We start from the raw sequence: 24,731 nt of genomic DNA on the forward strand, positions 1-24,731 counted from the left end.
ATATTTATTCAGAAACAGGCTCCGGCATTTCACAAATTGACAAACCAATCAGGCGTGGGTGGAACTCTGGGAGCGCCTGTGCATAAGGGCTTGAAAGCCCGCACTGAAGCGAGCAGAGTTGTACCCACGCCTAATACAGTGAAAGATCAAAGATTTATGAAAAAGCGTCAATAAAACGCAATTTAATTTGTGATAAAGTATCCAAATACCGGAAGAACCAAAATTAATTACATGAGACGGATTGACTACGATTCGCTTTTTTTCTTGAGGGTCTGGTGATATTCGGAGCGGCGGCGGCGATACTCGTCAGCGGACATGGTCGGCGTTGGGTCTTCGCCGTTCTGCATCTTCTCATAGATGTTCTGCAGAAAGGGGATGCACCAGCCGCAGCCCGTGCCTGCGCCGTGACATTCGCTCAACTGCGACGCCACTTTGGGCTGATGGCGGCGAATATGCTTGACGATCTTGCCGTACGGCACATGATAACACATACAGATTTCGCGGTCGTCGTCGTCGCGTTTTTTAGAAGGATCGTTGATATCAGACATGCGTTCATCTTACCCGCCGAAGGCGAAACAACAATCCACGCGCTAGGGCTCGTCGCTGAGCGCGTCCGGCAGCGGCAGAAGTAGTTTCTCACGCCCCTGCTGCGCCGCTTCGACCACGGCCTCACGAAACGGACCGCCGAACACATCGTCTAATATTTCAACCACAGAAGGATGCAGCGTCTTCGAGTTCTTGCGGCGCTTGGCGTTGCAATGAAATTTCATTGCGTCATCGACTACCGAGAGCGTCTTATTGCTCCCGCCGGAAATCGCCAGCGGCCATAAGATGCACGAACGCGGCTTGGCGGTCGGGACGGGAGCGCCCAGACGCAGCGCTGCTGAGTGCAGACCGCAGCGCATCTCATCGCCGTGGGCGTAGGCGAACACGCATTGCCCGTCGCCGTTTTCGTCGATGCAATACAGGCCGTCGTCGACGGGTTCGATCACGTTTTCGTAGCCGCCGTCAACAATCAGGTCGGGGCAGTCGCGCGAGGCTTCGGCGATGAAGCCGTCGATCTTGGCGATCTCGGCTTCGCTGATACAGATTTCATAATGCCCGCAGCAAAACGGCTGGGCATGGCCCGCGCAACTATCGCACACATGATTAATCGAACACAACGCGGCTATATCAATTTCAATTTGGGACCGCTTCATAAAGTGAGCACTTTCGTTCTTCCCTCGACAGTAACTCGTTTTTGCAGAGTTATCTTGCCTCACCCGCGTTTGCCTGAGTCGCCGATGAAGTGTTCGGAGCGGTCTTTAAACAAAATATTAAACGTGGTCAGGGTGCCGTAAATCTTGGTGATGTATTGTTGCAGGTCGATCTTGTCTTCTTCGGTCAGCACCTTATGCGCGTTGATTTTTTGTTCCATCACCCGCAGCCGGTCGCGCAGCATGACGATTTTATGAAAGAAGCCGTCGATAGGAATCTCCTTCGCGCCAGTGCCGCCGCGCGGTTCCATATACAGTTTGCCGCCGATCCACTTCTCGGCGATGGTGGTATGCCCCACCGGCAGGTCTTCTTGAATGAGTTCGCGTAAAATTGATTTGAGTTCTTCCCGGGTCATTTCCATTTTTGCTTCCCCTACAAGGTTGATGTGTATGGCGCGGCGAAAGCTCGCGCTCCCTAGAATCATCGTAGCGCAGCGCCGGTTCGTCAATATCGGTTTTGCGCGTTTTCTGCTTCGCTCATATCGCGGTTTGTGACGTTTTTCGATACAATGAGCTTATTAGAGTGTTTCTTAATCTAAGCGTAAAGCCTGCCTGCCGCAGGCAGGGGCTTAGCGATAGACACAAAAACTCATTACGAACCGATTTTTGAATATCACAATAAAAATGTCCGGAGACGGTTGAAAGCATGAACAGCAAACGGGAAATTCGCATCGGTATCATCGGCGTAGGCATGATCGGGGTGGAGCACATCCGTGGATTTAAGGTCATTCCACGCTGCAAAGTGTTCGCCATCGCCGACCCTGACGAGGGCCGTCTGAAAAAAGTCAGCGCGGAACACTCGATTCCGTTGTCGTTTAAGAACTACAAAGAGTTGCTCGATCATGAAGAAATCGACGGCGTGGTGATCTGTGCGCCGCCCTTTGCGCATGAAGAAATCGCGACCGCCGCGCTCAAAGCGGGCAAGCACGTGTTGACCGAAAAACCGATGGCGCCCAACCCCGCCGCCGCCAAGCGCATCAACCGCATCGCGAAGCGGGCCGGGCTTTGGCTTGGCTCCTGCTCATGCCGTTTTCGTTTTAGCCCAACGGTAATGAAAGCGAAAGAAATTGTCGAATCAGGCGATTTGGGTGAAATCTACCACATCTCGATGTCAGGCGTATCGCGCCGCAACCGCCCCGGCATCGACTACCACGTATCCGCCGCCTGGAACCTGGACAAATCAAAATCCGGCGGCGGCGCCGTCATGGACTGGGGCATCTATGACCTCAACATTTTGTTTTGGTTGTTCCCTGACTTAAGCGTAAACGCCATTGATGGATTTTGCTTCCAGGGCGTCGATGACCCGCAGGTGGGCGACCTTAAATTTGACGTCGAAGAACACGGCGCAGCGTTGTTGCGTTGTTCGAAGGGAATCAACGTCATGTGGGAACGCGCCTGGGCCGCCCACATGAACCGCCAGCCGCGCATTCGCATTTACGGCTCGCAGTCGGGCCTGGCGTTTGACCCGGTGGCGTGGTCGCGCGATGTGTTTTTTGAAATTTATGAAGACCGTAGCGGCAAGCCGGTCACCATTGCGCCCGACACCGACTTCGACCCGTGGAACGTGCATATCAGCATGGCGAGCGACTTTGTCAGCGCGATTCAGAAAAACCGGGCGCCGATTACCACCGGCGAAGAAGAAGTGAAATTTCTAGACATCATCTACGCGCTCTATAAATCAAACCAGAAAAAAACGTCGGTAAGGGTGTAGTAAAGAAGGTCTGAGAGAACACAAACAAACGGCGGCGGGGCGTTATTTCCCGCCGCTTTTTCGTTGTTTATCCATAAAGGCCATGCCCAGGCGGGATTCTTTTTCGGCGGATTTCATCGGTCGCTGTTCAAACGGAAGCAACCTGTCAGGGAGCATCTGCATCCACATAGGCATAGAACGGGGTGAAGATACGTCACCCTTCGCGTCGGATATCTTATTTTTAATTTCCAACGCAGCGATATCGAAAAGGCAAGATGAAAATTTTTTCACACCGCCATCGGAATACAGAATCGATCCATTTTTAAATACTAAGTTTTGTATTGGATAATTCCAGTTCATCGACTTAGACGTGATCTGCTGTATTTCGTGCCCTCCTATTAACCTTAAATTTACTCCACTGCCTGAAATTTTTTTATATAATGCAGTTTTGAAAAACAAAAAATCACCATTATGAATCTTTAGGTTTTGTATGGTAACAAAGATTTTTTTCGACATGAATTCAACGCCTGTAATTTCTAATTCAGTGGCGGCTCTGTTCTCTTGGAAATCAACGCTATTTGAGTGCAGAGTTGCTTGAGAGCGTGTCAAACCAGATCCAATAGTCATGATTTCTCTGCAATAATAAGGTATTTTCTCAAAGGAAGGTTGTTCGTATTCTATGCAAAGATTGGAAATCATTATTTTATTTTCATTCGGAACATACTTAAATGATTCTAGTTTTATTGTCGGTGTGTTTTCATGAGCGGCGAAATAACTAATCTTAGCTTCATTTATAGTAAAAATTTCAACTTCATTACTTCCAATTTTCGACACCTGAATAGTATAACGATCTATCCAAAGTGATATCACTAGTAGGCAGATGCAAAACAGAAAGCACAGTAGTGAATAGCCTTGCTTCATTGTTTGAAACTGCTCAAATAATGCAATTCATGCAAATCCCAATAATTGACCACGCTATCGCCATTTATATCGCCGCCTGTTACAGCTAACAACCCAGCAAAAACTCGATCAAGCAGAGAGAGGTAGCGCGCAATTGATTGTGCGTCCTGGCCAGTATTTAAGTAAAACAAATGGACATTTTGAGGAGTTTTTCGAATGGCTACACTTTCAAGACCGTCGCGAATGTTTTGAGTACCCAGCAACCAGTTCTTTAATGCTGAACGGAAAATCTGTTGTATTTCCGCTCTGCCAGACAGAAGATCTGGATATTCGATTAAAAGAGAATCAAGAACAATTGGATCGGTTGGAAAAGGGTAATATTTCTCCGCTGCAACTTTTGGTTCCATCCCTAGATCAAAAGCATTTAAAGCAAGGATCATTGATTTCATTAACAATAATATGCCCGAACTGATTTTCACGTCACCATTATCAATTTGGACCCATCCCGTTCTTGCCGCCGTTAGATCAGTCTCTTCCTCATTGACTTCATCGGGATAGACTTTTTTATCATATTGTATTGGAGGGATAAAAGCAGTCGCATCAGATTGATTAATTACCTTTTCTAAATGTTCCAAAGACAAGTCGATTACAGGCAGTATATTTTCAACTCCATATAATTGAATTTCACTCACTTTCATCATCGTGTCTGTTGGGTTATCAATTCGTGACCCAGATGGAAACAAGTCAAAATCAATCTGGAATTCATTGTAAATAGAAACAAGCTGTTGATCAGGATTCTCAATCAGGTTAATTATTCGAAGCACTGCCGCATAGAGATTCGATTCAGGGTCATCAGGCGCAATTTCGAGAAATTGTAATTGGTCATCAAGCGCTTCCTGACAACGGTTATTTTTGAGCAATTGCAGCAAGTATTTTAAACGCGAATTTGCAGATTGCACACTAATCTGAAATCTTCCTGTTGATCCATTGTATGGCTCAATTTTAATCAAATATTGACCCGAAGTCAGACAAGTCCACTCCAAGTATTTTGAATTTTCATCCCAAGGGTCATTAAGTGCGAGAACCGTTGTACCATCTGTATCGTAAAGCCCTAATTGGAATTGCTCGAGAGAATCGGGTGATGCAATGATGATGTATTCTATGCCGCCTTGCGCTTCAAATGAAAAGAAATCGCTTTCATCAGAACTTTCGAAAACGCCCGAAATCCAAACCCCTGTTTCTAAAGGGGATATAACACTTTGTGGTTTAGTTGTGTTCTCAGCAAAAGAAGTGGATGCAAAGCACAACATCAGCGCTATAAAACCATATAATTTTCGCATCACATCAGCCCCCCGTTTATTTCTTTATTAAATACTGCATGATATAAAACAAAATTGCAAGAGTTTTTTTTCAATTAAAAACCATTTCCCCCGCCCTAGAGCGTTTGTCAAAAAGATGTCCGTAAAGCGCGCCCGCAGCCCAATGTCATTAACTTAAGGGGTGGCGAGCCAAGGCGCCGCGAATCCCCCCTGACGCTTTCAGCGCCGTCCCCCCTTAAAAAGGGGGGCTAAAAGTCTTAAGTCAATGACATTGCCTCTGTATCTCCCCCATCTTGGGGGAGAGGATTCTGCGGTAGGGCGGGTTCTTAACCCACCTAGAAAATCCTAGACGGGGCGTTATTTCCCGCCGCTTTTTCGTTGTTTGTCCATAAAGGCCATGCCCAGGCGGGATTCTTTTTCGGCGGATTTCATCTTCTTTCGTTCAAATTCTTTTGCGTCATGCTTCGAGCGTCCAGTCGCAAGCCGGTCGAGTTCGCCCAACACGCTATCGTTCAACGCAAACCCGCTGCTCATCAGTTCGTCTTGAACGGTTCCCGGGACGCAGACTTCTTCCTGAGGATTTTTTTCGAGCCACTGTTTTTTGAGCCAGCTGCGCACAAACACTGACGAAAGTTGCACCCCGTTCATCGGCTCAATCTCTTTGACTAACTCAGCGACAGGGTAGAAATCCTGGTCGGAGCAATGCAAAAACGCATAAACCGTCACCAGTAGGTCGAGTTCTTTTTCCTCACAACCCTCACAGCACAGGCTTTTCTCGTCGATGGACTTCAATTGCCCGCAGATCATACATTTTTTTGACGGCATGGTTCTCTTTCCAGTTCAGCAATGTTCAACAAACCATTCTACTATCCTCTATAAGAATCGGAACATCAAAACGGTTTCTTAACAAAAAAACCGCCCGGCGGAATTTTCTACCAGACGGAACTCTTGGGAAACAACTCGAAGCATCTCTAAAAAATACTGATGATATGGTTTTTCGACCTATCAAAAACTGATAACTCTATTTTGGCATGGGTGCATCTCCGAGAGCGCCTGTGCATAAGAGCCTGAAAGCCCGCACTGAAGCGAGTGGAGTTGTACCCATGCCCTTCTCAGCGAAAGATCAAGTAACTTTGAGATGGTTTCGAGAGTCAATATCATTTTGCGTTCTGGTCATAAATACTATCAAAAATGCCTGCGTCTTGCTGGTTTGCACTGCCGCCGCCGAACTCACGTTCAGGGATGATAACCAGCGCACCCAGGCGGTTCTGGCCATTATCGCGGCGGTTATAGCCAATGATGATGGGGCGCCCGATGCGCCCGGTGACGGCGTTGCGTAAAATCAGCGAGTCTTTTTCACCGGAGGAAAAAGTGAACGGGGCTGCGCCAGTGGTCTTGTTCATTTCCACTCCAGTTCCTCCGCCCATTCCACCCATCATCCCCGTGCCGCTTGAGGATTTGAATGAAACCGGCGCTCGAATGCCAATGCCCGACATGGGACGGTTTCCACCGCCCTGTTCGAATACGGACACATCCAGACGAAAGCCTTCATCCTGTCCGTCGGCGCTTTCCATCACCAGTTTCCAGTCGCCCAGCGGCGCCTCGACCGTCCCCGGCATTGAAGTATTACCGAACCAATAGCCGGTCACATAGAGAGCATTACCAAGTAGGCTTTTCAGCGTCCCTTGGACATTCTGTGGAATTTCAATACGGCTCGGTTGCATCGTTTGAGAGGGTTCACGAGCTTCGATTTGGTCAACGGTAATTTTTAATCCGCCAAGTTGAACAATCTTATCTCTCAACCGGAGCGCTGCTCCTTTTTCAAACCCAACGCCGTATAGTTGATACGTTTTTTCATTAGGAGTACGGCTTAATCGGGTAATTTCAAATGCATCATCATTGAGAGTAAAAAGGTTCTCTATTTCTAACTCTTCCAATGCGGTTACCACCATGCTGAATTCTTCAACGACTTTGTCATCATTGTCAGAAAGCGCTTGGTTTTCAATCGCATACACCCGCACCGCCATGTCGGCGGTCTGGATCGGCTCCGGCGCAATGGGTTCTGTATCCAGCGTCCTCAAGACGTCTTCAAATAATTTGAAACCGCTTTCGTCGCCGACGACGATTAAACTGCGGTTGCTGGGGTGCATTGAGATATTCAACTTGCCGCTGAACAATTTTTGCATGATGGGCAAAATGGCTTCGACCGGGGCGTGTTGCATTTGAAATACCCGTATCTGCACATTGGCGTCTTTCTCCCAGTCAATCGCGGGCAAATCAGGAACCGTACGTCCCCCATAAAAACTTTCTACGCCAAAACCGCCGCCGCCGCTAAACCCACCTGAAGCAGTGCTGCGGCGATTTGAGGGTTCACTGCGTGGCAAGACATTACTCATCCGGTTCTGTCGCTGAACCTGTTGTTGTAATTGTTGAATCTGTCTTTGTAGTTGCTGTCGGTCTTGAACCATATCTTCAACAGGGATTTCGCCAATTAGAGGGAGATCATCGTTTGCTTCTGGCTGGGCGAGTTCCTGCTCATAAACTTCCGCCTGCGACCAAACACCCGGCTGGATAGCAAGCATCGCGATAAGGCATACACTGAAATATCGAATCTTCATCATAGAGTCTCCTCATTTGTTTTATAAATTCAGAACCACCTGAATGGCGCCATTTTCGCTGGTTCCGTGAATGACTTTCTTTTCACCCTTCGGATCACTGGAGTCGATCACCAGGACGGGGTCTTCAATATTGGAATAGACCATATCGAGCGCCTCGCCGCGCACGGTTTGAAAGGCGTCGAACTGCTCAATGACAAGTGGATTGTTTACAGGTTGCACTTCTAAAACAGGTTGTTGTCTGCTTTCTGATTTATGATCTTGTTGGGCGGGGGCGTTCATGGTGACGACGATGCCGCAGATCATGCCGATCACAAACACCGACGAAGTCTTCCAGGCGGAATGAAGCAAGCCATAGTACCAAGGCGCGGCGTTGGGGCCGGCCTTCGCCCAGGCGGCCTCAAACTGCTCAACTTTTTCATGTGGAGCCAGCGCGGGCGCCCCGGCCTCTCGCATTTGGTCGAGCGCTTCGCTCAACGCCTGGTATTGCGCCTGTAATTGGGGCGACGCCTGCAATTGCTCGCGCAGTTCCGCCGCGCGCGGAGAATCCGCCTCGTAATATAATGCGACGAAGTCTTCATCCGTGATTTTCTTCATGATGTTCCATCACCTCTTGATACGGGGCCAACGCCTTGCGTAATACCCGCGCTGCCCTGTGGATATGCGTTTTGACTGTTCCTTCGGAGCATTGCAGCGCCTGCGCGATCTCGGCGTAGGCGGCCCCTTCATAATGCCGCAACGTAAATGCGGCCCGCTGCGCCTCTGACAGCAGCCCCAGGCAGGCGTGTACTTTCAACTCGAAGGCGTTTTCATCGGTCTGACGCCGCGCTGATTCTGGTTGCTGAATGTTTTCAAAGACAAATTCATTGTCTGTCTCTTTTTTGCGCCGACGGCCTTGCTTGCGGTGCTCATCAATCGCGGCTCTCACGGCGATGGTCCGCGCCCAGGCGACGAAAGATTTGCTGCCGTCATAACGGGCGAGATTGCGAAAAATTTTGATCCAGGCTTCTTGAGAACCGTCTTTGGCGGACGCATGGTCAAGCAGCACACGGTAACAGACAGCAAAAATGCGGTCAGCGTACCGGTGATAGAGCTGCCCGGCGCTGGCTTGGTCGCCGTTCGCCGCAGCCCGCGCAAGAGTCGAATCGCTGCTTGTCTGCATTCCCTCAGTCAAACTGGTTTCTGATCAATTGAGAATCTCATTTCGCCTGTCACCCTTAATGTACGCCCGATTGGGGGGACGGGTGTACACAAAATTTCATGGATACGAACAACTTTTTCATTTTTCTTTATTGATATGCTCGCTGAACGGCGACAATTACCTGAGAAGTGAGTACAATTTCGTGATGAAATGAGCCTCAGTGCTCTAAATGCCTTGACGGGAGCCCGCAAGTCGGCTACTTTTTCCCTCTTGCGTGACTTTTTACGGAAAATGGAATAGAACATGAAAAGCCATATAGCTACTCAAAAAGAGATTCAACAGGCACACAAAGTACACCTGATCGACGCGGAAGGCAAAGTGATGGGGCGCCTCGCCAGTGAAGTCGCGAGACTTCTAACTGGTAAGAATAAGCCTATTTACACGCCGTTTCTTGACACTGGCGACCACGTCATCATCATCAACGCCGACAAAGTTCGCCTCACGGGCAACAAGTTGGAAGACAAGAACCATACCTATCACACCGGGTACCCGGGCGGACTGAAACAGTCTCCCTATCGCATCGCGATGGCCGATAAGCCCGTGACCATGGTCACCAAGGCGATTTGGGGCATGTTGCCCAAAACGCGGTTGGGTCGCCAGATGTTGAAGAAACTGCGCGTCTACAAAGGCCCGCGACATCCCCATACCGGTCAAAAGCCGGTTCCTTTAGAAGTTAAAGCTTAGGAGATTAGTGAACGATGGGTGAATCCTACATTTCATACGGCACAGGACGCCGCAAAACTTCGGTTGCGCGGGTTTATCTAAAAAACGGCTCCGGCGAAATTATCATCAATGGTCGCAAAGCGCCCAACTATTTGATGCGTAAATCGTTGGAGATGATCGTCAATCAGCCCTTCGACGTCACCGAAACGGTGGGCAAGTTTGACGTATACGCCAACATCGGCGGCGGCGGACTCAGCGGTCAGGCGGGCGCGTTGCGCCACGGCATCGCCCGCGCACTTTGCGCGTTTGACAGCAAGTATCGCGCGTTCCTCAAAAAAGCAGGCCACCTGACCCGTGACCCGCGTATGGTCGAGCGTAAAAAATACGGTCAGCCCGGCGCCCGTAAGCGCTTCCAGTTCTCGAAACGCTAGAGCACGCCGACATACCTATACAGTCAAAACGGGACAAGCAATTCGCTTGTCCCGTTTTTGTTTGCACGAATTTTATTATGGTTCTTCCGTAAATTTGGATACTTTTTTTAGAGCGTTTGTCATAAATATGTGCGGAAAGCACGCCCGTAGGGCTCAGCGATAGATACAGGTATGAAAACTCAAGCCGCACAGTATTCTGGCAACCACTATAAAAATTGAATTGAGATTTCACTGCATGTGGCATGAGTACAACTCTGCTCGCTTCAGTGCGGGCTTTCAGGCCCTGATGCACAGGCGCTCCCAGAGTCGCACCCATGCCTGAATTGGTTTGCCAATTTTTGATATGCAGGAGCCCGTTTCTGAATCAAAAAAATGACCATCCATCAATGCAAGAACTCACTTACCGGATGAACCTTTATTAAACCGAAACCCCACCTCCCCCAATAAAAAATGCCGCTGAAACCATATCGGCCCCAGCGGCATTGAGTTGATTGGTGGATGGACGGTCTACATTTCTTCGGTGTCAGTATCGGAGGCAAAGCGTGTCGAGCCGGAATGGTTTGGGTCGGCCAACAGGCGTTGCTTGCGTTCATCGGCTTCTTGCTGCATGCGGTCTTCCTGGTCTTGGGCTTTGCGTTTCGCAATGCTGCGAACCGTTAAGTTGATTCCAAGCGCGATGAAGATGCCGAGGGTTCCAAGAACGCTAATCAGTTTCGCGGCAAGTCCGGTTGCGACGGCGGCAATGAGTGCTGACAAGAACCAGCAGGTCACAACCCAGACTGTCCGCCCCATTTTGAGTTGCGCATCGCCCCGGTGAAAAACGCGGTCAGCCCACCCGGTTGAAACGACCGCCGCAAACGAGACGTAGGTGGTAGAAACCGGCAGGCCGATTCCCGACGCGAACGCGATTACGCTGGCGGATACGGAAGTAATCACTGATGCGCGTAGGGCGTCATAGTGTTGAATTTTTGTCGCTTCTTCTATTGGCGCTTCGGGCGCCAGGGCTTCTTCTTCATGTTGTTTTGGAACAAACAACCCGGCGACTTTTATACACCATTTTGGCGCGTAGAGACGGACGATGTCTCCCTGGCTGCCTGTATTGACTTCTGAACGGGTGACGCGCTGGGCGTTGCGGGTGGTCATCCCGAGAAACAACAACACGCCGCAGCATAACAATAACCAAGCGGGGACATCAAGTTCCGGCGCCAGTTCACCGTGCTGTAGAATCATAATCGCCGCCAAGCCGGGCGACGTGCAGTTCGCCAGGTCATTTTGTCCAAATGCGACAGCGATGGCCATCATTCCAATAATCGCCATGGTTGGGAACAAGCGCAGCCGAAATTTATCGCCGCCAAAGTGCAAAACGACAACGGTGAGAAACGTCATCAATCCCCAAACCAAAATCATTACCAGAAGAAAACCCGAATTACTGAGTACATCGAGCGTTTCGGAGCGGATCATTTTAATGAAAGATAAACTCTTCATCCCCTTAAAAACCATAAAATAGAGTAAGCCGGTCAGCAGCGCCCCGGCGATCCAAGGCCCGTGGAGTTTGATTCGCTCCATGTTCGTACAGTCTTTTCCCATGGCGCCGCGAAAGGCGCGTTGAATCAGAAATCCGGCGATTCCGCTGACAAAGATCGAACACACAATGGCAAAGAGAACTTCAAGGCTTTTCGAGCCGCTGACCGAATCAAAGCCGCCTAGCATCAATCCGCCGCCCAACAGCGAAAATACGAGGCCTGCCGTCGTGGAAATAGGCATTCCAAAAGCGGAAAATGAATAGAGCAAGACAGTATCAGTCAGATAAACGCCTAAATAAATCGCGAGCGCATCGGAGAGGGAGAGCGTTTCGGGAAGGAAGATGCCTTTGCGGGCGGTTTCCATGACGGGCGACGACGCCCAGGCGCCAATGATGACCGCAAGCCCCGCGAGGTAAACTGCGTTTCTGCGCTTGAGGACGCGGGCGCCAAACACGGCGTTGACGATATTGGCGGCGTCATTTCGCCCGACCTCAATCGTGTCCCAGATCAGCATTCCTACGGCAATCGTAACAGCAGTGATGACAAAAAACGATGGTTCAAATCCCATGATGTTCCTTATAGTTCGAAGACTTCAGATAGCGGACTAATTTTTGGGGGGGCTCTAGATACAAAATCCCCAGTCTTGCTCATAACATAACAAAGTCCTAGCCTTGTTGGACAGGCCGTGGCATCATTTTAATGTAATTCTAACATTGAGGGGACAGCGACTAAATCGCCGCTCAAAATAATACTGCTCTATTGCCTGTTTTTCACTAATCTCGAAGCCCTAGCCCAGTTGCAAGCAGCCCCAGGGCTCAATCCGAATAGAATTCTATCTACCACTATAAAAAGTAGACAAGCGCTTTTTTTGCCCAATTGAAAGAATTTTCTTCTATATTCGTATATAAACGTAACGCGAATTCGAAGGGAAAACTCATGCGCAAACTCGCACCGTATAAAACCAAACGAGGCGCCATCGTCGCTCTGGATAACGGCGGTCGATTTTATAATTTTCTGACACAGGCGGATGACGGCGAGATTTCTCCCGCTGAGTTAGGAAAAGCAGCAGGCGTTTTCTCAAGCCGTCAGCAGATGTTTCTTTATCTTGAGATGGCCATCGCCGAACTCGACGACCAATCGGTGACGGACATTTTTAAGCATCTGTCGCCCGCTCTCAAAAATTCAGCGAAAAAATTTAGACCCGTTCACTACACGCCCGCCGAAGCCACAGCCAACGGCAAGCCGTCGAAATCCGCTATCGTGATTGGAACGCCAACATATATGGAATCTTGCTCCGATTTCGTTGGATTTATCTTTATTCCAATCAGCACGGGCAAAACCACCACCATGATGATGGTTCCAATTATCGACCAATATGATGTGTATGAAGTACGCGATCGGGCGACCGACCAGCAGTTTTTGCTGGCCCATACCAAGGGACAGAAGAAACTGGAGCCAGTCGAAACCCGCTTTGGCGGGGTCATCAAAAAACTTCAGGCGAAAAAAGGCAAACCCCAAAAGCATAAGGTCTTTCTCGAAACCCTCTACTACACCCCAAACCCCAAGAACCGCCGGGCGACTATTTAAAGTGGACATAAAAATAGGGGCATAGCGTCGCGCCATGCCCCTGCGGTTTCAGTTATGTAAAAAAGCCGACTTCGCTATACGCCTTGGATGCAGCGCACGGTGTCGCGGGCGAAGACCAGCTCTTCATTGGTCGGGATCGCCCATACGCCGACTTTACTCGACTCAGACGAGAACTTGCCCTCGCGCCCGACGCACGCCTTGTTGAGTTCTTCATCAATTTGCAGCCCCATAAATCCCAGGCCGTCGCATGAGTCAGAGCGCACCAGTTCTGAGTTTTCGCCGATGCCGCCCGTGAAGATCACGTGGTCAACGCCGCCCATCGCCGCCGCATAAGCGCCGAGGTATTTCTTGATGCGGTACGAGAACATATCCAACGCAATCTGGGCGCGTTCGTTGCCGTCGAAGGCAGCTTTCTCGATCTCGCGCATGTCGCTTGAGACGCCGGAGACGCCCGCCAGGCCGGAGTGTTTATTCATCAAATTGTTGGCCTCGCCAAAGGTCAGTTCTTCTTTGGCGGCGATGGTGGTAATGATCGACGGGTCCATGTCGCCGGTGCGGGTGCCCATCAGCAGCCCCTCGAGCGGCGTAAAGCCCATGGTGGTATCGACCGACTTGCCGTGGTCGAGCGCGGTCATACTGCAACCGTTGCCCAGGTGGCAAGTGATAATTTTCAGATGGTCGCGGTGGGTCCCGACTAACTGACCCAAACGATACGAGACATAACGGTGCGAGATACCGTGGAAGCCATAGCGGCGAATGCCGTGTTTTTGGTAAATCTGATATGGCAGGCCATAGAGATACGCCTTGGGCGGCATGGTTTGGTGAAACGCCGTGTCGAACACCGCAATATGCGGGCAGTTGGGCAGCACCTCTAAACACGCGTAATAGCCCTTCAAGTTCGCGGGGTTGTGCAGCGGCGCAAACTCGACGCAAGCGCGGATTCCCTTAATCACGTCTTCGTCGATCAGAACGGAAGACTTAAAGAATTCGCCGCCGTGGACGACGCGGTGACCAACGGCGTCGATCTCGTCCGGCGACGAAACCACGCCGCGTTCGGGGTCGGTCAACGCTTTGAGCAAGTGTTGAATCGCCTCTTCGTGGCCCAGAATTTCGATAGGCTCTTTGTCTTCGGGTGGAAGCGAATCTTTCTTTTCGGGCAACGTCAGCGGGTTTTCATTCAGCTTTTGATAACGCAGAATGGCGGGCGAAAAGCCGATCTTCTCGACCATGCCCATCGCCAGCACAACTTCGGTCTGTTTGTCGATGGCTTCTAAATCGGTTTCAATCAGTTGAAATTTTACAGATGAACTGCCGCAGTTTAACACTAAGACTTTCATGGCGCCGTGACCTGATGTCCTTTCAATTATGCCGTCGCGCGCCGTTTTCCGGCTTGCGCTTGTACGGCGGTGATCGCGATGGTGGTATAGATGTCTTTTGCGCAGCAACCGCGCGAAAGGTCGTTGACTGGCAGCGCCAGTCCCTGCAACAAGGGGCCGTAGGCTTCGGCTTTGGCCAGACGCTCGGTGAGTTTATAAGCGATGTTGCCCGCGTTGAGATCGGGAAAGATCAGCGTATTGGCCTGGCCCGCAACGCTGCTGTCGGGCGCTTTGCGTTTGCCGATGGCTTCGATCAAGGCGGCGTCGGCCTGCAAGTCGCCGTCGAGTTTTAACTCAGGGAACTTCTCTTTGGCGATTTTGGTCGCTTCTTTCACTTTATCGACCAGCGGGTGGTCGGCGCTGCCGTAGGTGGAAAATGAAAGCATCGCCACGATGGGTTCAACGCCGGTGAGCGCTTCCATCGAGACCGAAGAGGAATAGGCGATATCGGCCAGCTGCTCCGCCGTCGGATCGGGCACCACCCCGCAGTCGCCATAGCACAAGGTTCCGCCGTCGCCGTACTCGCAATCGGGGACGATCATCAAGAAGCATGACGACACTGTCTTGATCCCCGGTTGTGAGCCGATAAACCACAACGAAGCGCGGATCACGTTGCCAGTCGAGTTGACGGCGCCCGCCACCATGCCGTCGGCTTCGCCCTGGCTGACCATCATGGCGCCAAAATAGAGCGGATCGCTCAACACTTTAGCGGCCTGCTCAACTGTCATGCCTTTGTGTTTGCGTTTTTCGGCGAAGGCTTCGGCCCATTCTTGATTTTTGGGATGGGCGGCGCGGTCGATGATGGTAATGCCGTCGAGTGAGACGCCTTTGCTGGAGGCGGTTTGTTGGATAGCGGCAGGATCGCCCAGCAGGAGAACTTCGGCGACGCCCTCGTCTGCGGCCTGTCGGGCCGCTTCGATCATGCGGTCATCGGTTGCTTCGGGTAATACGATTCGCTGCGGTTTGTCTTTGGCTTCCTTGAAGATTCGGTCCAGTGGATGCATAGCGCCAAAATGACCTTTCTATTGAGTGAGTTAACAAAATGCGCGTTTTGGGTCTTTTTCTTCTATGATATTTTTTCACAAACACTTACTACCGCTTGCGGCGATTTTGAAGCCGCAAGCGGTTCCAGCGTCTAATTCAACCTTTTTGTCTGCCGCGCTATGCGCGTTTTTCGGTCACTTTCTCCTTGTGTCGTCTGGCTTGCGTTTCGATCTTTTCGACCGCTTTATCGACGCAGCCTAAGACATTGTCGCCTTGTTCGCGAACATGCATGACTTTCTGCAATCCATGAAACGTGATCTCGACGATTTGACCGGTGTCGTTTCGTTCTAACACGACATGCGCCTCGCCGGCGCCTTGCGCATATTTCTCCAGCTTTGATACTTTTTTCTCGATGTAGTCCTTGAGGTGGTCGGAAAGGCTGTGACGGCGGCTCGTTATTGTGGTTTCAATCAACGCCCTCTCCCCTTTCTATGGCCATGATTCGCCCGTGGTTTGATGCTTGAACTCAGATGACGATCCCTATGTAGCAAGGTAGCATAGCCCTCGCGGGAATCCAAGTTCCCTCTTGAGAATTTGCCCCAGTCCCGAAGCAGTTTTTATCAATTCTTTCGGTCTATATCTATTTTACTTCTTCAAATCAAAAGGCAATCATCATTTATTCCATTAAACAGAAATAGGACGATTTGTCTAAAAAATCCCGCCGGAATTGAGATTCAAATGGATGAAAATGCTAGCGTATTGAGGTCATCTTCATGCCTGCATTGGCACTTATTCGACTGACCGCATCGACTTTCGCGTCAAAAAACATTACAAAAACTTGAGGTTTTTCTCTGGTCGCCGATACTATAATTCATACGATATACATTTATTTTTATTGACGTCGGTCGATGAAAAAAACACAAAACGTAATACTTTTTCATTGACAGCAGAGAGAATCCAGCGTACCTTAGTGAAATTATGCGGGGAACCTGATTCTTGACTCAAGGGGAAAATCTGCTTTAGTGTCACAGTTAAACTATGTCTATTGCCCCATTTAACAACGAATGCTTCAGGGGCTTTTTTAGGGTTTTGAGGGATATTCCAAAGCCGGACTGCTTTGAATGATGAAGCCCATGAAACGGAATATCCTAGCCCAAGCATCGTTGGACGAGGTGATGCGCGAATATGCGCAACGAGCAGGCCTCGACTTCGATAGCGCCGTACCCGCATCGGTAAGGGCTAGATTACAACGTGAAACTTTTCGCTCCGAGGGGAGACTGCATCTGATGCTCACCGCAGCGTCGATCGTCTACTTCGTGGTTTGCCATGTATTAACGCAACCAGTGCGACGCTTGGCGATTCGCCAAACAGCGCCTGTCTATGCGACCGCCGGGCTATTGATCGCCGTTTGTCTTGCGGTGTATGGAGCTGCGTGGCCGAAACCCGAGGTACAACGTAACTTTAGAGAAGTGGTTGAGTCGTTTTCGATCTCATTAGAAAACGGCGGCGCCATTACGAATTGGGATATCCATGAGGCCGAAGCGCATGAGCCGTTTCATGGTCTCGCCCAAAATATCCCCAGCGAACTATTACCCGACAGCTACCACGGCATCGTCATGCAGCCGTTATTGGTGCAAACGCCGGTTCTGCCCCATGATGAATGGCTCGAAGAGAGTGGGGCGCCGTTATTGGCCCAATCCAACATCCCCGACATTCAGCCGTCAGACGACAAAACAACCGTCGCCAAAACGATCGAACCGCCCAAGCCTCTCGAAAAAGGGGTGAAATACACCATTCAAAGCGGCGACAATATGTGGTACGTCGCCAAGCGCTTCGGCGTCAAACACGACAAACTGGTTGCGTATAATCCATTGGTGAACCCCCGCGCGATGCAGCCTGGCGACAAGATATACGTCCCGGGCGTCACCGAGCCGATGTTGAAAAACATCATCACCAATCGAATGATTATGCCCATCGCCAATACTACCATCACCTCTAACTATGGAATGAGAAAACACCCCTTGGGCGGAGCGGTTCGCTTCCACCACGGGATTGACATCCGCGCCAAGTATGGAACGCCAATCAAGGCCGTTCTGCCCGGCATCGTCAAAACAGCCGCCTATCAAGGCAGCAAAGGCAACACCGTCATCATTCAACACGACAATGGTCTCCAAACGGTTTATGCGCACTGTTCAAAATTCAAAGCGAAACGCGGACAGCGGGTCAATCAGGGCGAGACGATTTCGTATGTCGGCAACACCGGCCGCGTAACCGGAACCCACCTGCACTTTGAAGTCTTAAAAGCAGGCAAGTCGCAAGACCCGATTAAGTATTTGCCCTACAAACCCCGTTACGTAAAAAGCAGCCGCAACCGAAGTTAATCGGCGATTTTCTTGATTGACAAAACGATGATAAAAAAACGCCCCGGCAATCACCGGGGCGTTTTTCATTTTCAAAAGATACGAGGCTGATATTATTTGAAAGAAGAAAGAAGGATGTCGCCTTCTTCAACTTCCACTTTAATCGTCTTGCCGCCGCCGTTTAAATTCAACATTCTTGCAGAACATAAGGATTATTGTTTGTCGTCTGGCTCATCCGGCGCGTCTGAGTCATCTTCATTGTCAGTCTGGTCGAGTTCGAAGACCTGCTCAATGGGAAACTCTTCCTGACCGGACGCCATATCGAGCACCAGATATTCGCAGTCGCCGTCTTCGAGGATGCCCAGCAACACATCGCGTTCAATCTCGACGCTCATCATCTTCACGCCAAAGTCGACCAGCCATTTCGCCAGGATTTCTTCGTTAGACCACACCGGAACAAAGCCCACGTCTTCGGCGTCGGTCAGCGAGACCAGCGAAATTTCATCGTCCTCGCCGAGTTCCACTTCTTCCGGTTCGGCTTCAGGGTCGCCCTGTAACGCGGCGAGCACAAACAGCGTATCCGGTAATTCACTCAGTGACATATTCATTTTTAATCTCTCCTCGTCGCCGTTTGCAGCGCCCGACTTGTAGGGTGGGTTCTAAACCCACCAGAATCTTTAATTCAATGCTTCTTGAAAATTCTCACCTAGCAGTTCCGCCACAATCTGGTTTCCGCGTTTGGTAAAATGGGCCGAATCGACGAACAGCGTCTCCGGCGAGGCCGCGAACTCAGGCGCGCGGGTCACATCAAGCGTATCGACGCCCTGTTGCGACAATACTGCGTTTGAGGCGTCGATGAAACGCTGGTACACCGCCGGGTAGTGGTCTTTATAATGCGGCGCCAACTGGTCGATCAAATCAAGCAGCGCGTCTTCGTGTTCAGTGCGCGTCTGCTTGCCGCCCAATTCGGGTTGAAACCCCGCCGTGTAGCCAATTTTGTTCTCTCGGCAGATTTGGGCGATGCGTAATAAATTATCGGTGTAAGCGCGAACGGTTTTGTTGAAATATTCATCTGACATTTCGGGACATGGCGCGGCGCGGCGTTGATTTTTGATGGAGCGTTCCATGGTATTTTTTACGGCGTCGTCAAGCAGGCGGACGCAGGCGCTCTTTCGTAACGTCACTCGCATAAACCGCCCTAACGCAGCGAACGCCCCGGTCTGGGTGTGGTAATTCGCCGTCAGTTCGTTTTGAATCTGCGGCAAGACCAGCATGTTGTAGTTCATTTCCTGATCGGTTTTTTCTTTGCCAAGCGCAACCAGACGATGCCAAGCGTCGAAGATGTCAGCGTAGGCGTCGAAGGTGATAACGTAGTCAGGCTCCAGCGCCAGCAGTTCGGTTTCAAAGTAGCGCAGTTCCTGCATGGAGTTGTAGCCAATCACCGAAGCGTTGATGACTTCGAGCGTTGGGTCAGCGTCGAGTAACGCGGCGAAGGTTTCGCCGTTGCCCTTGGCGCCGAAGCCGAAGGCGGTGGATGCGCCCAGGATAAGAACGCGTTTTTGGCTGGGATCCTTCGCGCCGACTTCATCGCCACGCAGGCCGATTGAGTTAATCGAAAAATATTCCGTCTCTTGATTGGGAATCGTTTTGTATAGCAAGTAAGGCGACAGCGCTAGTTTGACCGGACCTTCGGTGGTCGAGATGGGCCTGCCGTCGTGGGTATGAAACGAGGTGTGATAGGGGTCAGGCTGTTTGAAGGGCGGGCGAAAGAAAAATAAGAGCTCCGCCAGCAGAAAGAGCGTTCCGAAAAACACAATCGGCGGCAGGGCGGAACGAAGCGTTTGTTGAATACGTTGCAACATGGGGCGACTCTATCCCAGGGTGGAGGGTTTATTTTTTGCGGCCGATCATTAAGAATAGGCCGCCGTCGATGTCGTAGATCATCTCGCGGCCCTGGCTGAGCAAGTGGTCGAGCACCGTGCCGCGCGGCTCCGGCTCAAACACCGACTTGCGGTAATCATAGTCGGGACGCGTTCCAAAAACCGCGCTGGGCAGCGCCCGCACAAACTCGATGCCGTTGTCGTCAAACCACTGTAACACTTCGTCTATAGTATGCAACGACTCGCGTGGATTGACGTATTGGTCCATGATCCACGATTTGCGTTTTTCTTCTGACACCTTATATTGCCGCAGGTAGGGGTCGAACATCGCCACGCGGTCGCCCATGAAGGGGTACATCCATTGGCGCATGACCGTTTTCATGCGGCAGTAGCGGTTATAAAGGCCGATCACCATGTAGCCGCCGGGTTTGACCAGCGGCACAAAGCCGCGAAATCCGCCGACGGGATCATCGGTCGAGTGCAACACGCCGGTGCAGATTAAATAATCAAACGATTCGGGCTTGAGGGGAATGCGGAACAGGTTCATGTGGCAGAATGACGCCCGGTCGAGTTGGTTTTCGGTTTTGAATTTGGTCGCCAGCCGCAATGAGTTCAAACACAAATCGACCGACACCACCCGGCGTTGAAACACGCTCAAGAAGTTGCCTAGTTGTCCGGTGCCGCAGCCCACTTCGAGCACGGTCGAGTGCGGCGGGATGCTGCGGTTAAACAAATTGGGGAAACCGCGCGCCAGGCTTTTTTCGATCAGCGAACCGACGCTGTCAATGTCGTCATAATTGGGGAACGGGTGTTCCTCATAAAACGCCTTCATCTTCTGGGTGATATCTTCATCGGCGCCTTCGTGAGGGACGAACGCGCGCAGAAAGCCCTCTTCGATAGGGAAGCGAACGCTATCGTCGCCCTCGCTGACGTAGGCGTCGCCTTGCAAGCGCATGGGCGCACCCGTCTTGGGGCAGATCAACAGGTCGTCTAATGTCCAGGCGTGGTTCGTAATCATTAAGTCATCCTAAAAAAGCGCGTAGATCAAAAACACACCTTGGGTGCCGCCCAAAACAACGAGTAAACCGAGCAGCAGCACGATTGCCACCACAGGCACCAGCCACCACATTTTGTATCTCATAAAAAAGTAACCCAGTTCGCTCAACAGGCTGCGTCGCGCGGGCTTGGGGGCTGAGTTGGTCATTTAGCTTTGTCTCCCAAAACTATCGAGGTCTGACGCGGGCGCCTCGTGAAACATCGAGTCTTTGCGCCGCGCTGCGCCAAAGTTTCGTTCGAGGCGGTTCATGCCGCACAGGCGCAAGAAGAAGCCGATCAACATCACGCCGAACAGGTACATCAAATACACCATCAGCCATGAGATCAGTTGGCTGATCCAAAAGGCGATGAGAGAGAAGACCAGAAATACGCTGCGCCCAATCAGTGGATACGCCATCCAGGCGATCAATTGAACGCCGCCCATGCAGGCCAAAATGGTTGGAAACACCCACCAGCCAGTGATGAACCAGATCAGCCCCGCCATGGCGGGCATACCCAATCCACCCGTCAGCAGATGGCGCTTTTCGGCGCGTTGGCCGGGATAAAACAGGTTGGCGCTCATGGGGCGGCCTCCGTCGCGGCGAAGTCGCGCATAGGTTTGTCGAGATCAACGCCCGGCTTGGCGATGACGATGTTATCAATCACGAGAATATCAATATCAGTCATACAGAAGCAATGATACGCGTCAACATGGTCGCACACGATGGGCTCGCCGCGCACGTTGAAACTGGTGTTGACGATCATCGGGCAGCCAGTTTGTTTGTCGAATTCAGCGACGATTTCATAAAAAAACGGGTTGCGCTCGGCGTTGACGGTTTGCAGCCGCACCGAGTTATCAACGTGGGTCACGGCGGGAACATCCGAACGCGGCGTGTTGAGTTTAGCAAAGCCCGCCTGCGCGTCGTCCTGGTTGATGCGCTTATCTTCATTGATGGGCATGACGAACAGCATGTACGGGCTGGGGATATCAATATCAAAATAATCTTTGACGCGTTCTTCGAGAATCGCCGGAGCAAACGGGCGGAACGATTCGCGGTATTTCACCTTGCGGTTGATGCGCGACTGGCTTTCGGGGTCGCGCGGGTCGCCCAGAATGCTGCGGGCGCCGAGTGCGCGCGGGCCGAACTCCATGCGCCCCTGGCACAGGCCGACGATGTAGCCCGCGCCGATCCATTGCGCGATGCGCCCCGGCAGAGCGGCGGCGTCTTCTTGGTTATGCTCACGACCCAAGCCATCGAGATATTCTTTCGCGCTCGCAGCCTCAACCTTCGGCCCTAAATAGGCGCCGTTCATTGCGTCGGTGAGTTGCGCGCGTGGATTGCCTAACACCTGATGCCAGACTTGCATCGCCGCGCCAATGGCGCCGCCGGGGTCGTTGGCGGCGGGCTGTATATAGATATTGTCGAATATTTTCTCGCGATAAATGGCGCCGTTGCCCACGCAGTTCAGCGCCACGCCTCCCGCCATGCACAGGTTTGACTTGCTCGTCATCTCTTTTGCGGTTCGCGCAAGTTTTACCATCGCCTCACTGCAAACCGACTGCACTGAGGCGGCGACATCCATGTGGAACTGCTCAATCGGATCGCGGGGGTGACGCTTGGGCTGGCCCAACAGGCGCCCCAAACGCGGCGAGATCATGGTCAGGCCGAATTGATAGCGAAAGTATTTCAGGTTGAGCGCAATCGAACCGTCGGCTTTCAAGTCGATGACTTCGTTGCGCAGTTGCTCAACATATTTCGGCTCGCCGTAAGGCGCGAGGCCCATCACTTTGTATTCATCAAAATTCACCGCGAAGCCGAGGTATTGAGTCATCGCGCTATAGAACAGCCCCAGCGAGTGAGGAAAATGCTGCTCCTTCATCAGGCGAATCTGGTTGCCTTCGCCCACGCCGATAGATGTACACGCCCACTCGCCTACAGCGTCAACGACGAGAAGCGCCGCGTCATCAAAGGGGCTGCAAAAAAACGCCGAGGCGGCGTGCGACTCATGGTGGCGCGAGAAATAAATCGGCCCTTCATACCCCGGCAGGCGGGCGTCGATTTGCTTGGGGATTTTCAGTTTTTCTTTCAGCCACACTGGGATACTGGCCTTAAACGAGGCGTAACTCTGAAAGGGATATTCTAAGTATGACTGCAACAGGCGGCTGAACGTCTGGATCGGCTTGTCATAATAGGCGACCGCATCCAGCGCATCGGGTTCGACCCCGCCCTCAGCCAGGCAAAACTCAATCGCCTTCTCGGGAAAACGCGCATCGCCCTTGCGCCGCGAGAAGCGCTCTTCTTGGGCGGCGGCGACGATATGCCCGTCTTTGACAAGACACGCGGCGCTGTCGTGATAGAATGCGGATATGCCTAAAATTGCTGTCATTGCGTTGATTTTTCGTGGTTGATCAATTATTGCTCCAATGGAAGCAACGAACGGGTATGGTACATTTAATCGCCCCATTCTCAAAGGAATAGCGTCCCGTTTGACGTTCAATGCCCAACACTGCTGTGGGAGGGCGAGGCTCCCGCCGAGCCGCAAAAATGAGATTGGCTTTCTGATTGATCCGGCTCACCAGGAGCCAGCCTGCCGCAGTCTGCTAGCCGGAGGCTAGGCAGGGTTCGCCCTCTCAGTGAACTGATGAAGCGGCAGCGTAGTTCCTTCTCCCTCTGGGAGAAGGTGAGGATGAGGGAGAATTTTTCCAGCGCCGCCTTGGCTCGCCAACCCGTCTGCGAGCAGGTTGCTTTTTCAGCCCCCTTTTTCAAGGGGGGACGGCGCGGCAAGCGCCAGGGGGGATTCGGGCGCAACACGTTGCGCCCCTACAGGGCTGATCTATTTTTATTTCGTTGCATCCAGCGCCGCTTTGCTCTTGCCACCCCACTTAAATCTGATCTAATCTAACGGTGCGATCCCTCAATATATTTTAGTTTTAATCTCAAGGACTAATAACAGTATGTGTTAAAAAAATCTACTTAAACAAAAAAAGGAAGTGAGAAAAGCATGAAAAGAAACATGGTTTCTTATGGAATAACTGCTTTTATTGATATTTTAGGTTTTAGCGAAAAAGTTTTGTCGGCAAAAACTTATGAAGATATTAATGAAATACAATTATTGCTTGAGAAAATTCAAAAAGAATTTGATTTCAAAACAAAGGATTCATCAATAAAAGATGTTCAAAAACTATACAAAAAAAAGGTTCTTGCATTTTCAGATTGCGTAGTGATCAATATCCCATTAAAATCTAACGCTACCAAATATGACGGAACATTTGATCCTTTAATGATTGAATTATCTAACTTTGCTATCGCTCAAGGATCATGCGTGCAAAATGGCTTATTTCTCAGGGGAGGAATTGATTTAGGATGGTGGTTTCAATCTAGGACATCTTTAATAAGCAAAAGCTTGGTAAGTGCTTATAAGATTGAGAAACTTGCCAAGATGCCTATAATTGCATTGTCAAAGGGTTTTTACAATTTCCTTTCTAAGCACAAGCATAGAGATTATTATTGCAATGAACTAGATCCAGTAAAAGATTTATTTAAAAAATACAAATCAATTAAAAATGGAATAGAAGTTTGGTATTTAGATTATATTTCAATTTGCTTAGATTCATTAGACTGGAGACTTTCTGAAAGACAGGTTGAAGAACACAGAAATGCGACTCCCGATAAAAAAACCAAGATCGAAAGAAATGGGTATCGTAAAAATACAGATAACTGGCTTATTAAGCATGCGCAGAAAATTGAAGAATCATATGTTAATTCTCCTGATAACAATGTGTGTGAAAAATATTCTTGGTTGTCTAAATATCATAATAGGATGGTCAACGGTTATTCAAAAAATCCTAAATGTAAATGCAGTTTAGCAAGAGCAAGGAAGAAAAAAAACTCTTAGTATTTAATTACAAT

At 50.6% G+C, this 24,731-nt stretch carries 25 protein-coding genes; 6 read left to right on the forward strand and 19 right to left on the reverse strand.

Features of this window, described 5'->3' with window-relative positions; all coding sequences use genetic code 11:
- Positions 1 to 245 precede the first annotated feature (245 nt).
- From P9L94_18865 to P9L94_18875, 3 genes are read right to left on the reverse strand one after another with little or no spacing between them, the layout of a single operon-like run.
- Positions 246 to 548, reverse strand: coding sequence for a (2Fe-2S)-binding protein (locus P9L94_18865; GenBank protein MDP8246152.1), 303 nt, complete (start codon positions 546 to 548; stop codon positions 246 to 248).
- 42 nt (positions 549 to 590) lie between these two features.
- The gene (locus P9L94_18870; protein ID MDP8246153.1) at positions 591 to 1,199 is read right to left on the reverse strand and encodes a hypothetical protein; all 609 of its coding nucleotides are present in this window, start codon (positions 1,197 to 1,199) and stop codon (positions 591 to 593) included.
- A 59-nt stretch (positions 1,200 to 1,258) separates the two neighbouring features.
- A complete protein-coding gene (locus P9L94_18875) occupies positions 1,259 to 1,618 on the reverse strand; it encodes a hypothetical protein (GenBank protein ID MDP8246154.1) in 360 nt (119 codons plus the stop codon).
- A gap of 284 nt (positions 1,619 to 1,902) precedes the next feature.
- On the opposite strand from P9L94_18875, the gene P9L94_18880 reads away from it, so the two are divergent.
- A complete protein-coding gene (locus tag P9L94_18880) occupies positions 1,903 to 2,967 on the forward strand; it encodes a Gfo/Idh/MocA family oxidoreductase (protein MDP8246155.1) in 1,065 nt (354 codons plus the stop codon).
- A gap of 42 nt (positions 2,968 to 3,009) precedes the next feature.
- Here P9L94_18880 and P9L94_18885 read toward each other — a convergent pair whose 3' ends face one another.
- From P9L94_18885 to P9L94_18910, 6 genes are all read right to left on the reverse strand, one after another.
- A complete protein-coding gene (locus P9L94_18885; protein MDP8246156.1) occupies positions 3,010 to 3,867 on the reverse strand; it encodes a hypothetical protein in 858 nt (285 codons plus the stop codon).
- Entirely contained in the window at positions 3,864 to 5,189 is a 1,326-nt protein-coding gene (locus tag P9L94_18890; protein ID MDP8246157.1) for a hypothetical protein, read from the reverse strand. Before P9L94_18890 ends, P9L94_18885 begins: the two co-directional genes overlap by 4 nt.
- A 333-nt stretch (positions 5,190 to 5,522) precedes the next feature.
- The gene (locus P9L94_18895) at positions 5,523 to 5,990 is read right to left on the reverse strand and encodes a hypothetical protein (protein MDP8246158.1); all 468 of its coding nucleotides are present in this window, start codon (positions 5,988 to 5,990) and stop codon (positions 5,523 to 5,525) included.
- Between the two features lie 332 nt (positions 5,991 to 6,322).
- Positions 6,323 to 7,786: a hypothetical protein gene (locus P9L94_18900; GenBank protein ID MDP8246159.1), complete on the reverse strand. Its 1,464-nt coding sequence runs from the start codon at positions 7,784 to 7,786 to the stop codon at positions 6,323 to 6,325.
- Between the two features lie 18 nt (positions 7,787 to 7,804).
- Positions 7,805 to 8,377 carry a hypothetical protein gene (locus tag P9L94_18905; GenBank protein MDP8246160.1) on the reverse strand — a complete coding sequence of 191 codons (573 nt, stop codon included), beginning with the start codon at positions 8,375 to 8,377 and terminating at the stop codon, positions 7,805 to 7,807.
- Positions 8,358 to 8,942 (reverse strand): RNA polymerase sigma factor, encoded by a 585-nt coding sequence (locus P9L94_18910; GenBank protein MDP8246161.1) that lies wholly within the window; start codon positions 8,940 to 8,942, stop codon positions 8,358 to 8,360. Before P9L94_18910 ends, P9L94_18905 begins: the two co-directional genes overlap by 20 nt.
- A 282-nt stretch (positions 8,943 to 9,224) precedes the next feature.
- Here P9L94_18910 and rplM point away from each other — a divergent pair, with 282 nt between their 5' ends.
- Together rplM and rpsI are read left to right on the forward strand one after the other, a co-directional pair.
- The gene (gene rplM / locus P9L94_18915; GenBank protein MDP8246162.1) at positions 9,225 to 9,665 is read left to right on the forward strand and encodes a 50S ribosomal protein L13; all 441 of its coding nucleotides are present in this window, start codon (positions 9,225 to 9,227) and stop codon (positions 9,663 to 9,665) included.
- Positions 9,666 to 9,679: 14 nt separating this feature from the next.
- Positions 9,680 to 10,075: a 30S ribosomal protein S9 gene (rpsI, locus tag P9L94_18920; GenBank protein ID MDP8246163.1), complete on the forward strand. Its 396-nt coding sequence runs from the start codon at positions 9,680 to 9,682 to the stop codon at positions 10,073 to 10,075.
- Positions 10,076 to 10,582: 507 nt separating this feature from the next.
- Here rpsI and P9L94_18925 read toward each other — a convergent pair.
- A complete protein-coding gene (locus P9L94_18925; protein MDP8246164.1) occupies positions 10,583 to 12,166 on the reverse strand; it encodes an inorganic phosphate transporter in 1,584 nt (527 codons plus the stop codon).
- 368 nt (positions 12,167 to 12,534) lie between these two features.
- Between P9L94_18925 and P9L94_18930 the strand changes: the two genes are divergently transcribed.
- Positions 12,535 to 13,185 (forward strand): hypothetical protein, encoded by a 651-nt coding sequence (locus P9L94_18930; protein MDP8246165.1) that lies wholly within the window; start codon positions 12,535 to 12,537, stop codon positions 13,183 to 13,185.
- Positions 13,186 to 13,259: 74 nt separating this feature from the next.
- On the opposite strand, the gene P9L94_18935 is transcribed toward P9L94_18930, so the two are convergent.
- From P9L94_18935 to raiA, 3 genes are all read right to left on the reverse strand, one after another.
- Entirely contained in the window at positions 13,260 to 14,522 is a 1,263-nt protein-coding gene (locus tag P9L94_18935) for an acetate kinase (GenBank protein MDP8246166.1), read from the reverse strand.
- 26 nt (positions 14,523 to 14,548) lie between these two features.
- Positions 14,549 to 15,565 carry a phosphate acetyltransferase gene (gene pta / locus P9L94_18940; protein MDP8246167.1) on the reverse strand — a complete coding sequence of 339 codons (1,017 nt, stop codon included), beginning with the start codon at positions 15,563 to 15,565 and terminating at the stop codon, positions 14,549 to 14,551.
- 157 nt (positions 15,566 to 15,722) lie between these two features.
- Complete coding sequence (gene raiA, locus P9L94_18945) at positions 15,723 to 16,019, reverse strand: ribosome-associated translation inhibitor RaiA (protein MDP8246168.1); 297 nt, start codon at positions 16,017 to 16,019, stop codon at positions 15,723 to 15,725.
- Positions 16,020 to 16,678: 659 nt separating this feature from the next.
- On the opposite strand from raiA, the gene P9L94_18950 reads away from it, so the two are divergent.
- A complete protein-coding gene (locus tag P9L94_18950) occupies positions 16,679 to 17,926 on the forward strand; it encodes a LysM peptidoglycan-binding domain-containing M23 family metallopeptidase (protein ID MDP8246169.1) in 1,248 nt (415 codons plus the stop codon).
- Between the two features lie 191 nt (positions 17,927 to 18,117).
- Here P9L94_18950 and P9L94_18955 read toward each other — a convergent pair whose 3' ends face one another.
- The 6 genes from P9L94_18955 to P9L94_18980 all read right to left on the reverse strand — a co-directional run bounded on the left by P9L94_18955 (position 18,118) and on the right by P9L94_18980 (position 23,208).
- Entirely contained in the window at positions 18,118 to 18,513 is a 396-nt protein-coding gene (locus P9L94_18955; GenBank protein MDP8246170.1) for an SseB family protein, read from the reverse strand.
- Between the two features lie 69 nt (positions 18,514 to 18,582).
- On the reverse strand, positions 18,583 to 19,767 hold the full coding sequence (locus tag P9L94_18960) for a hypothetical protein (GenBank protein MDP8246171.1): 1,185 nt from the start codon (positions 19,765 to 19,767) through the stop codon (positions 18,583 to 18,585).
- Between the two features lie 28 nt (positions 19,768 to 19,795).
- Complete coding sequence (locus P9L94_18965; GenBank protein ID MDP8246172.1) at positions 19,796 to 20,803, reverse strand: methyltransferase domain-containing protein; 1,008 nt, start codon at positions 20,801 to 20,803, stop codon at positions 19,796 to 19,798.
- 9 nt (positions 20,804 to 20,812) lie between these two features.
- On the reverse strand, positions 20,813 to 20,989 hold the full coding sequence (locus P9L94_18970; protein MDP8246173.1) for a DUF5989 family protein: 177 nt from the start codon (positions 20,987 to 20,989) through the stop codon (positions 20,813 to 20,815).
- Positions 20,990 to 21,403, reverse strand: coding sequence for a hypothetical protein (locus P9L94_18975; protein MDP8246174.1), 414 nt, complete (start codon positions 21,401 to 21,403; stop codon positions 20,990 to 20,992).
- Positions 21,400 to 23,208, reverse strand: coding sequence for a carbamoyltransferase (locus P9L94_18980; GenBank protein ID MDP8246175.1), 1,809 nt, complete (start codon positions 23,206 to 23,208; stop codon positions 21,400 to 21,402). The genes P9L94_18975 and P9L94_18980 overlap by 4 nt, the downstream gene beginning before the upstream one ends.
- Before the next feature lie 615 nt (positions 23,209 to 23,823).
- Here P9L94_18980 and P9L94_18985 point away from each other — a divergent pair.
- Entirely contained in the window at positions 23,824 to 24,717 is an 894-nt protein-coding gene (locus P9L94_18985; GenBank protein ID MDP8246176.1) for a hypothetical protein, read from the forward strand.
- Positions 24,718 to 24,731: the final 14 nt, after the last annotated feature.

This window comes from Candidatus Hinthialibacter antarcticus (genome assembly GCA_030765645.1).
GTDB classification, from domain to species: domain Bacteria; phylum Hinthialibacterota; class Hinthialibacteria; order Hinthialibacterales; family Hinthialibacteraceae; genus Hinthialibacter; species Hinthialibacter antarcticus.

What these genes read in the sequence shown, in the direction of transcription:
- P9L94_18895 (MDP8246158.1), bottom strand. Translation starts at nt 5,990, where the DNA reads ATGCCGTCAAAAAAATGTATGATCTGCGGGCAATTGAAGTCCATCGAC.
- P9L94_18865 (MDP8246152.1), bottom strand. Translation starts at nt 548, where the DNA reads ATGTCTGATATCAACGATCCTTCTAAAAAACGCGACGACGACGACCGC.
- P9L94_18930 (MDP8246165.1), top strand. Translation starts at nt 12,535, where the DNA reads ATGCGCAAACTCGCACCGTATAAAACCAAACGAGGCGCCATCGTCGCT.
- P9L94_18875 (MDP8246154.1), bottom strand. Translation starts at nt 1,618, where the DNA reads ATGGAAATGACCCGGGAAGAACTCAAATCAATTTTACGCGAACTCATT.
- P9L94_18885 (MDP8246156.1), bottom strand. Translation starts at nt 3,867, where the DNA reads ATGAAGCAAGGCTATTCACTACTGTGCTTTCTGTTTTGCATCTGCCTA.
- P9L94_18925 (MDP8246164.1), bottom strand. Translation starts at nt 12,166, where the DNA reads ATGGGATTTGAACCATCGTTTTTTGTCATCACTGCTGTTACGATTGCC.
- P9L94_18935 (MDP8246166.1), bottom strand. Translation starts at nt 14,522, where the DNA reads ATGAAAGTCTTAGTGTTAAACTGCGGCAGTTCATCTGTAAAATTTCAA.
- rpsI (MDP8246163.1), top strand. Translation starts at nt 9,680, where the DNA reads ATGGGTGAATCCTACATTTCATACGGCACAGGACGCCGCAAAACTTCG.
- P9L94_18980 (MDP8246175.1), bottom strand. Translation starts at nt 23,208, where the DNA reads ATGACAGCAATTTTAGGCATATCCGCATTCTATCACGACAGCGCCGCG.
- P9L94_18880 (MDP8246155.1), top strand. Translation starts at nt 1,903, where the DNA reads ATGAACAGCAAACGGGAAATTCGCATCGGTATCATCGGCGTAGGCATG.
- P9L94_18985 (MDP8246176.1), top strand. Translation starts at nt 23,824, where the DNA reads ATGAAAAGAAACATGGTTTCTTATGGAATAACTGCTTTTATTGATATT.
- P9L94_18955 (MDP8246170.1), bottom strand. Translation starts at nt 18,513, where the DNA reads ATGAATATGTCACTGAGTGAATTACCGGATACGCTGTTTGTGCTCGCC.
- P9L94_18970 (MDP8246173.1), bottom strand. Translation starts at nt 20,989, where the DNA reads ATGACCAACTCAGCCCCCAAGCCCGCGCGACGCAGCCTGTTGAGCGAA.
- pta (MDP8246167.1), bottom strand. Translation starts at nt 15,565, where the DNA reads ATGCATCCACTGGACCGAATCTTCAAGGAAGCCAAAGACAAACCGCAG.
- P9L94_18975 (MDP8246174.1), bottom strand. Translation starts at nt 21,403, where the DNA reads ATGAGCGCCAACCTGTTTTATCCCGGCCAACGCGCCGAAAAGCGCCAT.
- P9L94_18950 (MDP8246169.1), top strand. Translation starts at nt 16,679, where the DNA reads ATGAAACGGAATATCCTAGCCCAAGCATCGTTGGACGAGGTGATGCGC.
- P9L94_18960 (MDP8246171.1), bottom strand. Translation starts at nt 19,767, where the DNA reads ATGTTGCAACGTATTCAACAAACGCTTCGTTCCGCCCTGCCGCCGATT.
- P9L94_18965 (MDP8246172.1), bottom strand. Translation starts at nt 20,803, where the DNA reads ATGATTACGAACCACGCCTGGACATTAGACGACCTGTTGATCTGCCCC.
- rplM (MDP8246162.1), top strand. Translation starts at nt 9,225, where the DNA reads ATGAAAAGCCATATAGCTACTCAAAAAGAGATTCAACAGGCACACAAA.
- P9L94_18910 (MDP8246161.1), bottom strand. Translation starts at nt 8,942, where the DNA reads ATGCAGACAAGCAGCGATTCGACTCTTGCGCGGGCTGCGGCGAACGGC.
- P9L94_18870 (MDP8246153.1), bottom strand. Translation starts at nt 1,199, where the DNA reads ATGAAGCGGTCCCAAATTGAAATTGATATAGCCGCGTTGTGTTCGATT.
- P9L94_18905 (MDP8246160.1), bottom strand. Translation starts at nt 8,377, where the DNA reads ATGAAGAAAATCACGGATGAAGACTTCGTCGCATTATATTACGAGGCG.
- P9L94_18900 (MDP8246159.1), bottom strand. Translation starts at nt 7,786, where the DNA reads ATGATGAAGATTCGATATTTCAGTGTATGCCTTATCGCGATGCTTGCT.